Raw genomic sequence first — 14,173 nt, 5'->3', positions numbered from 1 at the left:
AGAACCTTCACGTGAGCCGCGAATTCCTCTGGTACATCCCCAACACGACCTCACCAGGCCACCGAGGCGACGACACCGTCGACGGCTGGGGGACGCTCGAATTCTCCGTCGAGCAGGCTCTCCTCGCCGAAAAGCACGGCTGGGGAGGAGCATTGATCGGAACGGGATGGGGGAGGCCGGACACCTTCACCGTCGCCACCGCTCTCGCGGCGCGGACCGAGAACTTCACCCCGCTCATCGCGATCCGGCCCGGGTACTGGCAGCCCGCTCACTTCGCGAGCGCAGCAGCGACGCTCTACTCGCTGACCCGAGGGCGGGTGTTCGTCAACATCGTCAGTGGCACCGACGATCTGGGAGCCTACGGCGACGGTGAATTCGACAAGTCACGACGGTACGACCGCACGCGGGAATTCCTGAAGATCGTGCGCACGTTGTGGGCCGAGGAGAACGTCAGCATCGACGGCGAGTTCTGGCAGGTGGAGAACTCGACCGTCGTTCCCCGGCTGCCCGACGGTGGCCGACCCCGGCTGTACTTCGGTGGCGCGTCCGCTGCCGCGGAGGAAGTCTCGGCCGCCGAGGCCGACGTTCAACTCTTCTGGGGTGAGCCGCTCGACGGCGTCGCCGAACGCATCGACCGCCTGAAGGTGTTGAGCGACAAAGTGGGACGAGAACACGAACCACTGCAGTTCGGTCTTCGCGTCACCACTCTGATCCGTGACACCGCCGAGGAAGCGTGGCGGGACGCCGAAGCCAAGGTGGCGCAGATGGCGGGCCGGAAAGATCCGCTGCGCCCGGCCAATCCTCGGGACGCCACCGGACAGCAGCGGCTTCTGGACCTCGCGGAACGAGGCGATGTTCTCGACACCAACCTCTACACCGCGCCGGGGAGGCACGGCGGAGGCGGAGCCGGAACCACCTGGCTCGTCGGAACGGCAGCAGAAGTCGCGGCGGCCCTGGAGCGCTACGCGGACCTTGGCGTCAGCCACTTCGTGCTGTCCGACACCCCCTACGCCCGAGAGGTCGCGCGCATCGGCGACCAGCTGCTGCCACTACTCACAAGGGGCTAGCGGGTGTAACGCTGGAAATGAGCCGCCCGGACGGCCGGGGCGAGCCCGCGTACCTGGAGGAACTGAGCTGCGCGGGCTCGTACTTGCGCGATGTCGTCCTCGAGCAGCCCGACGCCACCGCGTGCCACAACACCCGCGGTCGTGGCACGAACTGCGATCTCGTCGAGGACCACGCGCCAGTGCGGATCCGGTAGCGGAGTCGCGTACGCGAGCTCCAGTTCATCGGAGATGGCGGCCAACGATCGGTCGTCGGGGAACAGTGCCGCCGCGTCGTCGAGTGCAGCCCTGGCGAGACCGTAGGGACCCACCGGCGGATACGTCGTCACGGTGGCGGGGTCGACCGTCGGATCGAGCTGAAGCGCCCGTCGCGCGTCCAGGCCGAGCACTCCGTCGCGCGCTTTCCACTCCGCGACCGGAACTACCTCGGACACGAACTCGTCCGGCAGAAATACATCCTCGAACGTCAGCGTGGCAGTCCGTGAGCCGAACACGGCCGTCAGTCTCGACACTCGGCCGGAGACGCCGGGCTGGTCGAGCGGCGCGATACCGAACACGTAGTCCTCGCGGGCCTCGTCGACAGCGCCGAGCCAGACCACATCGGTGAGGCCCCAGCCGGAGTGCCAGCCGATCACCCCATCGATGCGATATCCGCCGGGCACCTTGCGGGCTATCGTTCCTCGGCGCTGCGGCCAGGATCGGACGTGACCCATCCCGGCTCCGCCGATCAGCGCTCCGGTCGCCAGTTGCGGTAGCAAAGCGAGTGTTTCGGGCGTCCCGGCCTTGATGGCCGGTACGACGGGTGCACCGTGTTGGGTGACGATGGTGGCCGTCGACGGGTCCGCGCCGAAGAGAAGTTCCTCCGCTGCGTTCTGCACCTCCCGTGGAACATCGAGACCTCCGTATTCGGCCGGAACGAACCACCGGTGGTACCCGACCTCCCGCAACGCCTCGATGTGCGATCTCGGCACCTCGGTGCGGTCGATCTCCACCGCACGAGGCGCGATGACCTCCTCGACGAGGCGGGCGAACTCACGATATACCGGATGGGTTCTCGGGTCTGTTGTTACTTCGGTGGCGGTGGTCATCGACAACCTTTCGAATCGAATGCGTACTACAGCCAAAGTAATTCAGTCGAAGGTTCCGAATGACAATTCGAATCTTCGGGATTTCAGAAAACCGTACAGAATTACTTCATCCGAATTTCGACCTGCAATCACGATGAATCTATTCATGGTGGTCGGGATGCACAGTTGTCTATGGTTCCTCCAATCCGACATACGTGCACGAGAGGAAATGTCTTGAGCAGCTCCACAACACATCAGCGGACATCGGCATGAGAATCCGTTCCATCCAGAAATTGGTGCCGATCATCGCCGCACTCGTCGCCGCGCCACTATTGGCCGGATGCACCAGCTCCGCCGACGACGGAGCCGTCACCTTCCGGTTCGCCAACTCACCCACTGCGCTGTCCCTCGTTCGCATCGCCGACGAACTCGGCTACTGGGACGACGCCGGAGTCAAGCCCGAATACGTCGGCCCCGCAACGGCCGTCCCTGCCGTGCAACTCCTCGACCAGGGCGCCATCGACATCGCCACCGGCATGTTCAACAACGACATCGACGGCAAGGTCAAAGGATTCGAGTTCACGGCCATCGCGTCGAGCATGCTCGATCTGCCCGAAGAACCGCACATGTCGTACTTCACCCAGGCGGGCTCCGACATCACGCGAGACAACCTGAAAGCGATCGAGGGCAAAACCGTCGGGCTCTCGGGTTTCAACAGCTGCACCGACCTCGTCCTCAAGCGGTACCTGCTGAAGAACGGTGTGGACCTGGACAAGGTCAACTTCCTCGAACTCAAGAACGAGTTGATCGCACCGGCCATCGAGCGCGGAGAAGTGGACCTCGGTGTCTTCCACCCACCGCTCATCGGAGTTCTGCTCAGCCAGCCGGACAAGTTCACCCAGGCGTTCACCTCCTACGAGGACTGGGGTCCGCTCGGTGGCCAAGCCCCGTACGTGGCCAGCAACAAATGGTTGAAGGAAAACCCCGACGCTGCACGCGCATTCGTCGGTGTCATCGCCCGCACGGCGAACTGGGCCAACGCACACCCCAAGGAGTCCGCCGAGATCGCAGGCAAGACCACCGGCTACCCCGTCGAGCAGACCACCAACTGGCATTACGCACCGAATGCATTGCTCGACAAAGCAAGCCTGCAACTGTGGTGGGACCTGGTCGAAGAAGTCGGAACACCGCTGCCGGGCTCGGAGCACCTGAAGCCCGAGGACATCGCCACCAACGCGTTCAACCCGTACGCCACGTCGGCCGACCTGATCGAGTCCCAGGACTTCAACACCGAAATCGTCACCGAGGAACAGAACGACGGAATCTTCAAGACCCACTTGGTCGACATCGAGGGACTCGAAGAATGACCACCACGGATCGGAACAGGTGAACTGCCATGAGTCAACAACTGCTCGACGGCGCACGCAGCGCGACGAACAACACGACACACGCCAAGATCGAAGCCAAGCGGGTGGTCAAGCTGTACCCCACGCCGGGGACACGGCGTGGGACCACGACCGTGCTCGACGGTTTCGACCTACGGATCGAGAGCGGCGAATTCGTGTCCCTGCTCGGACCGAGTGGATGCGGAAAGTCGACGTACCTCAACATCCTTGCCGGCCTGGAGTCCTACAACGGTGGCGCCGTCCTGATCGACGGCAAGCGCGTCGACGGCGTCGACAAGAACGTGGGCGTCGTCTTCCAGGGATACGCTCTGTTCCCGTGGCTGACCGCGCAGAAGAACGTCGAGGTCGGCCTGAAGATCCGCGGTGTGCCCAAGGCCGAGAGAAGGGCGCGTGCCGCGGAAGTACTGAAGACCGTCGGGCTCGAATCCGCCGCCGACCGGCTGCCCCACCAGCTGTCCGGAGGTATGCGTCAGCGCGTCGCGATCGCCCGCGTGCTCGCGTACGAACCGGAGATACTCGTGTTCGACGAACCGTTCGCGGCCCTCGACGCGCAAACCCGTGAATTCCTGCAGGGCGAGCTACTGCGCATCTGGGAGTCGGGCGAGAAGAAGAAGACGGTCCTGTTCGTGACCCACTCGATCGACGAGGCGGTCTTCCTGTCCGACCGCATCGCCGTCATGACCAAAATTCCCGGCCGGGTGAAGGACATCATCGACGTCGATCTGCCACGCCACCGCGACAATGCGATCCGCAGCTCCGAGGAGTTCGTGCACGTTCGCTCCCGCGTCGCCCGAGTCCTGGAAGACGAGGTGAACAATGTCCTCGGCGCTCGATGAGCAGGAGGAGGTGACGACGCCTCCCAAAGGAAGAAATCCCTTCCTCGACAAGTACGACCGGTTCGTCTACGGCGCGATCGGACTGGTCGGATTTCTCGTCGTCTGGTGGGCTGTCGTCGATTTCGGTTACGTCTCCGACCTCTACCTGTCCAAGCCGCTCGACGTGTTCTCGGCGTTCGTCGACGGCCTGGTCGACGGCACCCTGACGTCGGAGATCTGGCCGAGCGTGCAGCGCGCACTCGTCGGGTTCGCGTTCGCGTTGGTAGGGGGTATCGCGCTCGGCATCCTCGTCGGCTCGGTGAAGATCTTCCAGAAGCTCACCGAGCCGGTGCTGCTGTTCTTCCGCAACCTGTCGCTGCTGGCGTTGCTGCCGGTGTTCGTCGTCTTCCTCGGCATCGGTGAGGAATCGAAGATCGCCATCGTCTTCTGGGCGTGCTTCTGGCCGATCTTCATCACCGCCGTCGGCGCAGTGTCGAGCGTCGAACGGATCCTGCTGAATGCAGCACGCACGCTCGGTGCAGGACGGGTGTACATCTTCACCCAGGTCGTGCTGCCCGCCGCCATTCCCGGCATCTTCCCCGGCATCAGGTTGGCCGCTGCCAACGCGTTCACGGCGCTCGTCGCGGCCGAACTCGTCGGCGGTGCACAAGGCATCGGCATCTACATCAACAACGCGGCACTTCGCTACCAAACTCCGCAGATGTACGCAGGCATCCTCACTCTCGGCCTGATCGGCATTCTGGTCAACGCCGTCATGACCGGCGTCGAGTGGAAGGTGACCGGATGGCAACGAGGACTCACGAGTAGATGAGATACCGAACAACACTGGTAGCACTCGTCATTCCGCTGCTGGTCGCGTGCGGTTCGAACATTCGGATCGACGACGGTTCGGCCGGCACCGACACACTGACGGTGTACGTCGGTGCCGGTGACGACCGCGAGATCCTGCAGTACGCGGCCGACACTCTGCTACCCGACCTTCGGCTCGAACTGATCGATGCCGACGAGCACTCCAATTCCAAGGTGGCGGCCGGGGAGGGAGATCTGTCGTACTACCAGCACATTCCGGCGTTCGAGGCGGACCAGCAGGAGAACGGCCTGGACGCGCTGAGCATCGTGTCCAAGGTCAATGTCGTTCCCTACGGGCTGTACTCGTCGACATGGAAGGACCTCGCCGACACTGCCGACTGGCTGAACGTCGACCTCGTCGAGGACCAGGTCACCGGTAGTAGCCTGCCGCACGGCTCCAAGGTGGTCCTGCCGAACACCGCGACCGGCTTTGCCCGCGGACTCTACTTGCTGCAGAGCGCCGGCCTGACGCAGCTGGACCGACCCTTCGGCGGCACCACCGTGCAGGACCTGACCGTCACGGAAGCGAACGTGGTGGACTCGCTGCGGCACCTGTCCCTGCTACCGCTCGAGTACGGCGAATTCGTCGACGGGTTGTACGACAACTACGACGCCGTCGTCCTGACCCCGAAGCAGGCAGAGTCCATCGGACTCGACCCGGCGACCGACGCACTCGCCGTCGAACCAGGACCCGAGAATCCGTACGCACACGTCGTCGTCGCCCCGTCACGTCTCGCAGGCGACGAGCGGGTGCTCGAACTGACGCACGCGCTCGAAAGCCCCGAAACCGCACGGTTCCTCGAATCGAAATACCACGGCGCGAACATCCCTGTGACTGCCGCACACACCAACTGACGAGAGAGAAGACGATGACCCATTCCTTGCGCCGGGCAGGTGCCGTCACGACGACGGCAGCGGTGGCACTCCTCGCGTTCGCGGCACCCGCGGCAGCACACGTACGGACGGACGGCGATCCGGTCCCCCAGGGCGGCTACGGCATCGTCCGACTGATCGTGCCGGGAGAATCGGCCAAGGCGTCGACCGTCCGGCTGACAGTGACGCTGCCGGACGGCGTCGACCTGACGTCGGCGCGCACCCTTCCCGTCCCCGGGTGGACGGCGACCGTGGAGCGTGAAGGTGGCGACACCGGCCGCGTCGCCAGGATCAGCTGGACGGTCACCGACCCCGCAGGCGGATACGGCGTCGACGAATTCCGTGACTTCTCGTTCTCCGGCGGACCGTGGCCGGACGACGTCGACTCCATCGCACTGCCGTCGGACCAGGCCTACTCGGACGGCTCGGTCGTGTCCTGGAACGAGGTCGCCGTCGACGACGCCAGCGAACCCGAGCACCCCGCACCCGAGGTCGCGTTGGTGGCGGCGTCGGACGCGCACAGCCACGGCGACGGACACGGGGACACCGCGTCGGCCCGGCACGAGGACACCGAAACCGATGGCACCACCTGGGTGTGGCCGACCGTCTCGGTGGTGAGCCTGGTGCTCGCCGTAGCCGCGATCGCCGGGTTGGGACTGGTGGTGCGGCGGGGTCGTGGCGCGGGTTCGTGACCTCGGCATCGTGCTCGTGGTGCTCGCCGCCGGGCTACTGCTCGGCAGCGGGACCGCGTCCGCACACGCAAGTCTGATCTCGGCGACTCCGACCACCGGAACGCACGTCGACGACGCCCCGAGCGAGCTGACTCTGCAGCTGAACGAACCCGTCACCCTCATCGAGGGGTCGGCGCAGCTGATCGACGGGGACGGAAAGACATTCGACTTCTCAGACGTACGCGTGGACGACGGTCGACGCCGGATCGTCCTCGTCCCCGCCGTCACCGTCCAGGACGGTGCGTACCTGGCCACGGCTCGCGTCGTCTCGGCCGACACACACGTGGTGTCGTTGTCGATCCAGTTCACCGTCGGATCGGTGACTCAGCAGGGAAAATTCGACGCAGGGGAGTCCGGCGGTGGCGTCGAACAATACCTGAACTACCCGGCCAAAACCCTTGCCTATTTGGGCTTGGTGGCCACTGCGGGTGTTCTGCTGTCCTCGTTGCTCGTGTGGAGATCAGCGGTGGGTACGACCCGTTTTCGGGTGGTGTACCGAATCGGTGCTCTCGCAGTGGCTCTCGGACTGGCAGGCAGACTGTTCGTACTCGTCGCGCAACAATCCGGGGGCGCACGAGAGATCTCGACCGCCGGACTCGGTACTGTGCTCGTCACGCCGCACGGTTCGGCCTTGCTTGTGGCAGTGGGATTGTCGATGGTTGCGGCCGGAATCGGGCGCACCCCGATCGTGTTCGGTCTCGTGTACGCCGGCGCGGCGATTCTCGCCGTGACTCTCAGCGGCCACGGCGGCTCTGCCGGAGGATGGCCGTGGGCGTTCCTGGCGACGCTCCTGCACGTCTACGGCATGACGGTGTGGCTGGGCGGCCTCGCGGTGATGCTGCTCGTACTGCGTGCGGCACCCCGACTGCAGCGATGGCACCGCATCGCGACGGTGCACGTCGGACTCGTGGTCGTTGCGGGCCTCGGTCTGTCGCTGCTGCAGGTCCAGCCGCTGCCGGCGCTGTGGAGGACGTCGTACGGAGCAGTGTTGCTGGCCAAAGTTCTCGCAGTCGCGTTCGCCGTCGGCCTCGGACATCTGGCGTACCGACGATTCCGACGCCGGACCCTTCTCGTGGAAACCGCAGTGGCCGTGACGGTTCTGGCTCTGACCTCGATCCTGTCCTCGCACACGCCGGCCAAGGACGTGTACACGACGAACATCGCCACCACCCTCGACTTCGGTTCCTCGGATGTCCTCGACATCGGAATCGACTCGATCAGGCGAGGACCCCAGCAGCTCACCGTCACGTACGAAGGTGCGGGGGCTTCCGACGTCGGCGTCAGCGCCGACCTGTCCTCGGTGGACGCCAACGTCGCCCGATTGCCCGTCGAACTCACCGAACCTGTGCACGACGGTGACCGAACCATCTGGCGCAGCGAGCACCTGGTCGTCCCAGCGCCGGGGGAGTGGAAGGTTTCCATCCGATTCTCAGGCCTGGACGGCCCCAAAGTCGCATCGTTCTTCTACGACGCGCTGTAACCCGAGTTTGTCAATATATTCGTTCAGTCTGATTCCGACGTGAGCCGATGTCCGAAATGAGATGGTTCGGCCGGTGGGTCGTTTGCGCAGGTCACGACGGGTCCACCTCGTCCGTGGTTACTGGATAGTGGCAATAGTCATAGGTATGTAAATTAAACAACTCATCAGTAAGTCGCTATCTTCGAACTCGGTTCAGAGATCCACCGTATGGCTCGGCTGGTGGACAGCAACCCTCGTTCAGCGGCGGGGTGCTTCCGAGCAAAACCTGGCTCGCTTCAAACCGAAGCGAGCAAGCGTTGAGAAGCGAAGGATGCAGCCAGTGTCGGAAAGTGCAGTGCCCGAGTCGAATTCCATCGTCGACATCGCCGGGTTGGTCGTCGAGTTCGGATCGGGCAAGAACAAGCACGTCGCCGTCGACGGCGTGGACCTGCAGATCGGACCGAGCGAAGTGGTCGCTGTGGTCGGAGAATCGGGGTCCGGCAAGTCCACTCTCGTATCGGCCATCCTCGGACTGCTCCCCAGTTCCGCGTCCGTCACCTCCGGCACCATTCGGGTGGACGGTTCGGACACCACGAGCTGGAAAGAGAACGACTGGCGAACGATCAGAGGACGCCGCATCGGCCTCGTGCCCCAGGACCCGATGTCCAACCTGGATCCGGTGCTACGAATTGGACACCAGGTCGACGAGGCCGTGCGGGCGCACAGGCGCCTGCCGCGCGCAGAGGTGCACGACGAGACTGCGTCGGCCTTCACTCGTGCAGGCCTTCCCGGTGCCGAGCGCCGGAAGTATCCGCACCAATTCTCGGGCGGTATGCGTCAGCGCGCGTTGATCGCCATGGCGTCGGTGAATTCGCCCGCACTGTTGATTGCCGACGAGCCCACTTCAGCGCTCGACGTCACCGTGCAACGGCGCATCCTCGACAACCTGGCCGAGGTCGTCGCCGGTTCCGGTGCCGCGATTCTTCTCGTCACGCACGACCTTGCGCTCGCCGCCGAACGCGCCGATCGAATCGTCGTGATGCGTCACGGCCGTGTCGTCGAATCCGGCACTGCAGCTGCGGTATTCGGCCAACCCGAACACGACTACACCCGGGCGCTACTGGCATCCGTCCCCTCGGCGCGGCCGGTTCGAGAAGCCGCGACCCCGGCTGAGGCGTCGATCGTGCTCGAAGTGAGAAACCTGTCCAAGAGCTTCGGCGGAGTACCCGCGGTGGACGACGTGTCCTTCGTTCTCGAGCGAGGCAAGACGCTGGCACTCGTCGGGGAATCCGGCTCGGGAAAGAGCACGACAGCGTGGTCGTGCCTCGGTCTGAACACCCCGAGTGCGGGCCGCGTATTCTTCGAAGGCACCGATGTCGCGTCGTTGAAGGGGCGCGAACTTCGTGCGTTTCGCAGGCGCGTCCAGCCGATCTTTCAGGACCCGTACGCCTCGCTCGACCCCACGTACACCGTCGACCGAATCTTGAGAGAGCCCCTGTCTGCGTTCGGTATCGGTGATCGATCCTCCCGCAAGGCCCGTGCAGTCGAGCTGCTCGACCTTGTGGGACTTGCGGCGGCCACGTTGCGCAGGCGACCGAGTGAACTCTCCGGTGGGCAACGCCAACGCGTCGCCATCGCCCGTGCTCTCGCCGCCGAACCCGAGCTGATCGTCTGCGACGAACCGGTTTCCGCGCTCGACGTCCTGGTCCAGGCGCAGGTGCTCGACCTGCTGCAGACACTGCAGACAGATCTGGGGTTGACGTACCTGTTCATCTCGCACGACCTCGGCGTCGTGCGCCGGATCGCCGACGACGTGGCCGTGATGACCAAAGGGAAGATCGTCGAATACGGCTCGACAACAACGGTGTTCGACAACCCGCAACACGATTACACCCGAGAACTGCTCGGTGCCGTTCCGGGTCTTCGCGTGCCGATCGAAGTCTGAAACACAACGGTGCACAACCGAACCTGACCAGGTTCGGGCAAGTCGAATGGAAAGAACAGATGAAACGCACACCCCTGATCGGCAGTGCTCTGCTCGCTGTCGCAGCAGTAGTACTGACCGCCTGCGGCGGAGGTTCGTCCAGTGAGGCGTCCGGCGAGCCGTCGGACAACATCCTCCGCGTCGCGACGCAGAAACCGACATCCATCGTGCCCGGGAACTCAGGCGGGTACTTCGCACTGTCGGTCTCCGAGACCTTGTTCTCCGGACTCGTGAAGTACGACAGCGACACCGGGGAACCGGTCAACCTCGTTGCCGACTCGATCGAGACCGAGGATCAGAAGGTCTGGGACATCACGCTGAAGGACGGATGGACCTTCCAGAACGGCGAGGTCGTCGACGCCGAGTCCTTCGCGCGAGGATGGAACACCACAGCAGACCCAGCCAACGCCTGGGTCGGCAGCTCGCAGCTCGCAGGCATCGAAGGCTACGACGCGCTCAACCCCGACGAAGGCGCACCGACCGCCGACTCCCTGTCCGGCGTCGAGGTCACCGGGCCGCTGAGCCTCACCGTCACGTTGACCAAACCACAGAGCCAGTTCCTGTACCAGATCGGCCAACCGGCGTTCTATCCTCTGCCGGCAGCAGCGCTGGATGATCTCGAAGCCTTCGCGGCGAAGCCGATCGGCAACGGCCCCTACGAGATCAGCGAGCCGTGGACAGGTGGACCGGAGATCAAAACCGTCCGCTACGACGAGTATGGCGGTGAGAAAGCCGAGAACGGCGGCGTCACCTTCAAGATCTACACCGGATACGACGTCGCCTACCGCGATTTCCAGGCCGGTGCAGTCGACGTGACCGCACTGCTGCAGCAGGACGTGGAAAGCGCGAAGGCAACCCTCGGCGACAAGTTCGTCCAGTCGGCCAGCTCCAACTTCACCTACCTCGGGGTGCCGACCTGGAGCCCGGCCTACGCGGATCCGCGAATCCGCCGAGCACTGTCGCTGGCGATCGACCGTCAGGGCATCATCGACGCGCTCCTCGACTCGTCGACCCAGCCATTGACCGATTTCAGTGCGCCGTCCGGGAACGGCTACCGTGCCGACACCGACTCGACCAACCTCGACTACGACCCTGAACGCGCGAAGCAGCTGTGGGACGAAGCAGGCGGTATCGACGGCCAGGTGAAGATCACGGTCGTGACCGGCACCGGACGCGACGAGTGGAGTGAGGCCGTCCTCAACCAGTGGGCGACGGTGCTGGGTCTGACCGATGTGACACTGGAATTCATTCCGTCGGAGAACACCCATGCTGCACTTCGGGGCAGGCAAGTCCCCAACCCGGTGTCGCTCAACACCCCTGTTGCCTACCCGTCGCCGTTCGCGTTGCTGGGCAATGCATACCGGACCGGAGGCGGCACCAACTACAACGGCTATTCGAACCCCGAATTCGACGCATTGCTGGATCAGGCGGCGGCGGCGACCAACGAGGAATCGACCCAGTTCTACGACCAGGCCAAGGACATCCTGCTCGACGAGCTTCCGAACATTCCGCTGTGGAGTGCCGGGCGGGCGGTCGCAGTCGCGGACAACGTAGAGGGCTACACCGAGGATCCGTTCAACAAGAGCCCGTTCACCACGGTGACCGTTGCCTGAGCAGGCACTCGCGGTGGCGGACCGAGAACAGCCTCGGTCCGCCTCCACCGCGGGCGCCACGAAGACACGAACTGCACGACGGATTGCGGCGCGGCTGGGCCAGGCCCTGCTGATTCTGATCGGCACGTCACTCATAGTGTTCGTCGCGGTGTTCGCCCTCCCTGGTGATCCGGTGCAAGCACTGATCGGCGACGCAGTACTGACCGACGCCGTCGAGTCGGCCATCCGCGCCAAATACCATCTCGACGATCCACTGCTGGTGCAGTACTGGAGCTATGTCTCGGGTATCGCTCGCGGAGACTTCGGTACCACCGTCGGCGGTGAGGACGTCGGAACCATTCTCGCGCGTGCCTGGCCGGTAACGATCAAACTTGCTCTGACAGCGTGGGTCCTGGAACTGATCGTCGGTGTCACCGCGGGCACGCTCGCCGCGCTGCGACCTGGCGGTCTGCTGGACAAAGCGGTACTGGCGGCGACGGTACTGACGCTCGCGGTTCCCACGTTCGTGTTGGCCTTCTTCGTGCAGTCGATCGTCGGGGTGTCCTGGGGCATCCTCCCGGTGGCCGGAATTTCCGAGGGCTGGCCGACGTCGTACCTGCTGCCTGCAATCTGCCTGGCCACAGTGGGATTCGGGCCGGTTGCGCGTCTGACTCGGTCGAGTGTGTTGTCGACGCGGTCGGCGGATTTCGTCAGAACTGCTCGTGCCAAGGGCATCTCGACCAGACGACTGACGGTGCGGCACATCCTGCGTAATGCCCTCGTGTCCGTAGTGACCTACCTGGGTCTCGATCTCGGTGGCCTACTGGGCGGATCGGTGGTGGTCGAGGGGATCTTCAATCTTCCCGGTGTCGGTGGCGAACTGTTCACCGGAATCAGCTCACAACAGGGAACCGTGGTGGTCGGGATCGTGTCGGCATTGGTGCTGGTCGCAGTCGCGGTCAACATCGTCGTCGAGATCGCGCATCACCTGCTCGACCCACGTATTCGACAGGACAAGTAGATGATCCAACTTCCACCCGGGGAAGACATCGAGACCGGACGAGTCTGGACGAGCCTGAAACGCAGCCCCGGCTTCTGGATCGGCGCTCCGATCGTTGCCTTCTTCCTCCTCATCGCAGTACTCCCCGGCCCGATCGCCGGACTCTTCGGTCACGGGGATCCGCGTGTGTGCGAACTGTCACTGAGCAGGGGCGCTCCCGACTGGTCCACCGGACATCCGTTCGGGTTCACCGTGCAGGGGTGCGACCTGTTCGCCAGTGTCGTGCACGGCGCTCGTGCATCGATCGTCGTCGGAGTGACGGTGACCCTGCTGACGTCCGTCGTTGCTGTGGTCCTGGGGATTGCGGCCGGTTACTTCGGCGGGCTCGTCGACGCCTTCGTCTCGCGACTGTCCGAGATCGTCTTCGCGCTACCACTGTTGCTCGGCGCGATCGTGGTACTCAATTCCATTCAAGGGCGCAGTGTCTGGTTGTTGAGCGTCGTTCTCGCGGTGTTCGCCTGGCCCACCGCCATGCGCGTGACCCGCGGGGAAGCGTTGTCGATCAGAAACCGCCACTTCATCGTCGCTGCACGATCGTCCGGTCTCGGGACGTTACGCATACTGGTCAGCCACGTGGTGCCCAACACCGTCGGCCCGGTCATAGTCCTGGCGACACTGCAGATCGGCGCAGTCATCTCCGCCGAGGCGACGCTGACCTACCTCGGAATCGGCCTGCAACCTCCGGCGCAGTCGTGGGGTCTGCAATTGTCGGCAGCACAGAACTACTTCCAGGCGGCACCGCACCTGCTGGTGTACCCCGCTGGAGTGCTGACTCTCGCGGTGGCCGGATTCGTCGTGCTGGGTGAGTCCATCAGACAGGCGACAACCTCGGATCGAGGGGCGGCATGACGCTGACATTCGTCGCGCGGCACTGGGACCACCTGCTGCCACTCGCGCTGGGAGACGTCACGGCCGAAGGAGTCGACCTGCACTTCGAACGTCGGACAGCACCCCGAACATCTACGCCGAACCACGGATCGACGTTGCCGAGACCTCGTTCAGCCAGTACGTCCAACACCGAGCCCGCGGGGACCACTCGGTGACCGCACTACCGGTGTTCGTCATGCAAGGGTTTCGACATCGATGCATCATCACTCGCAGCGACTCGCCGTTGCACTCGCTCACACAGTTGCGCGGGGCCACCGTGGGCCTGACCGGATGGCCGGACAGTGGTAACACCTGGACCCGCGCTTTGGTACGGGACGAAGGCGTAGCTCTGGAGGACATCGACTGGCGCGTAGGCCCTTTGACC

General features: G+C 64.3%; 14 protein-coding genes and 1 riboswitch. Of the genes, 13 read left to right on the top strand and 1 reads right to left on the bottom strand.

What is annotated here, in order from left to right; genetic code table 11:
• The first annotated feature begins 11 nt into the window (after positions 1–11).
• Complete coding sequence (locus CH289_RS05315) at positions 12–1,067, top strand: LLM class flavin-dependent oxidoreductase (protein ID WP_020110694.1); 1,056 nt, start codon at positions 12–14, stop codon at positions 1,065–1,067.
• Here CH289_RS05315 and CH289_RS05310 read toward each other — a convergent pair.
• Positions 1,064–2,152 (bottom strand): acyl-CoA dehydrogenase family protein, encoded by a 1,089-nt coding sequence (locus tag CH289_RS05310; protein WP_094713970.1) that lies wholly within the window; start codon positions 2,150–2,152, stop codon positions 1,064–1,066. The two genes, CH289_RS05315 and CH289_RS05310, sit on opposite strands and share 4 nt — an antisense overlap.
• Before the next feature lie 248 nt (positions 2,153–2,400).
• Here CH289_RS05310 and CH289_RS05305 point away from each other — a divergent pair, with 248 nt between their 5' ends.
• The 12 genes from CH289_RS05305 to CH289_RS28485 all read left to right on the top strand — a co-directional run.
• Positions 2,401–3,498 (top strand): ABC transporter substrate-binding protein, encoded by a 1,098-nt coding sequence (locus CH289_RS05305; protein ID WP_033189100.1) that lies wholly within the window; start codon positions 2,401–2,403, stop codon positions 3,496–3,498.
• A 29-nt stretch (positions 3,499–3,527) separates the two neighbouring features.
• The gene (locus CH289_RS05300; protein WP_094727497.1) at positions 3,528–4,373 is read left to right on the top strand and encodes an ABC transporter ATP-binding protein; all 846 of its coding nucleotides are present in this window, start codon (positions 3,528–3,530) and stop codon (positions 4,371–4,373) included.
• Positions 4,354–5,184: an ABC transporter permease gene (locus tag CH289_RS05295; RefSeq protein ID WP_019663905.1), complete on the top strand. Its 831-nt coding sequence runs from the start codon at positions 4,354–4,356 to the stop codon at positions 5,182–5,184. The genes CH289_RS05300 and CH289_RS05295 overlap by 20 nt, the downstream gene beginning before the upstream one ends.
• Positions 5,181–6,077 (top strand): MetQ/NlpA family ABC transporter substrate-binding protein, encoded by an 897-nt coding sequence (locus tag CH289_RS05290; RefSeq protein WP_094727496.1) that lies wholly within the window; start codon positions 5,181–5,183, stop codon positions 6,075–6,077. The genes CH289_RS05295 and CH289_RS05290 overlap by 4 nt, the downstream gene beginning before the upstream one ends.
• A 14-nt stretch (positions 6,078–6,091) precedes the next feature.
• The gene (locus CH289_RS05285) at positions 6,092–6,787 is read left to right on the top strand and encodes a YcnI family copper-binding membrane protein (RefSeq protein WP_094727495.1); all 696 of its coding nucleotides are present in this window, start codon (positions 6,092–6,094) and stop codon (positions 6,785–6,787) included.
• The gene (locus tag CH289_RS05280) at positions 6,771–8,306 is read left to right on the top strand and encodes a copper resistance CopC/CopD family protein (protein WP_094727494.1); all 1,536 of its coding nucleotides are present in this window, start codon (positions 6,771–6,773) and stop codon (positions 8,304–8,306) included. The genes CH289_RS05285 and CH289_RS05280 overlap by 17 nt, the downstream gene beginning before the upstream one ends.
• 189 nt (positions 8,307–8,495) lie before the next feature.
• A riboswitch (SAM riboswitch) is annotated at positions 8,496–8,608 on the top strand.
• 8 nt (positions 8,609–8,616) lie between these two features.
• Entirely contained in the window at positions 8,617–10,230 is a 1,614-nt protein-coding gene (locus CH289_RS05275) for an ABC transporter ATP-binding protein (protein ID WP_179276739.1), read from the top strand.
• 59 nt (positions 10,231–10,289) lie between these two features.
• Positions 10,290–11,882, top strand: coding sequence for a peptide ABC transporter substrate-binding protein (locus CH289_RS05270; protein WP_094727493.1), 1,593 nt, complete (start codon positions 10,290–10,292; stop codon positions 11,880–11,882).
• Positions 11,875–12,882 carry an ABC transporter permease gene (locus CH289_RS05265; protein WP_256977043.1) on the top strand — a complete coding sequence of 336 codons (1,008 nt, stop codon included), beginning with the start codon at positions 11,875–11,877 and terminating at the stop codon, positions 12,880–12,882. The genes CH289_RS05270 and CH289_RS05265 overlap by 8 nt, the downstream gene beginning before the upstream one ends.
• Complete coding sequence (locus CH289_RS05260; protein WP_020110704.1) at positions 12,883–13,770, top strand: ABC transporter permease; 888 nt, start codon at positions 12,883–12,885, stop codon at positions 13,768–13,770.
• Entirely contained in the window at positions 13,767–13,964 is a 198-nt protein-coding gene (locus CH289_RS28490) for a hypothetical protein (RefSeq protein WP_094727492.1), read from the top strand. Before CH289_RS05260 ends, CH289_RS28490 begins: the two co-directional genes overlap by 4 nt.
• Positions 13,880–14,173 (top strand): PhnD/SsuA/transferrin family substrate-binding protein (locus CH289_RS28485; protein ID WP_462052394.1); only part of this gene is annotated, 294 nt, incomplete at its 3' end. The genes CH289_RS28490 and CH289_RS28485, both read left to right, overlap by 85 nt.

The organism is Rhodococcus sp. RS1C4 (assembly GCF_002258225.1).
In the GTDB taxonomy this organism is placed as follows: domain Bacteria; phylum Actinomycetota; class Actinomycetes; order Mycobacteriales; family Mycobacteriaceae; genus Rhodococcoides; species Rhodococcoides fascians_E.
Note: the sequence above shows the minus strand (reverse complement) of the source record. Positions and strands in the feature narration are given on the sequence as shown.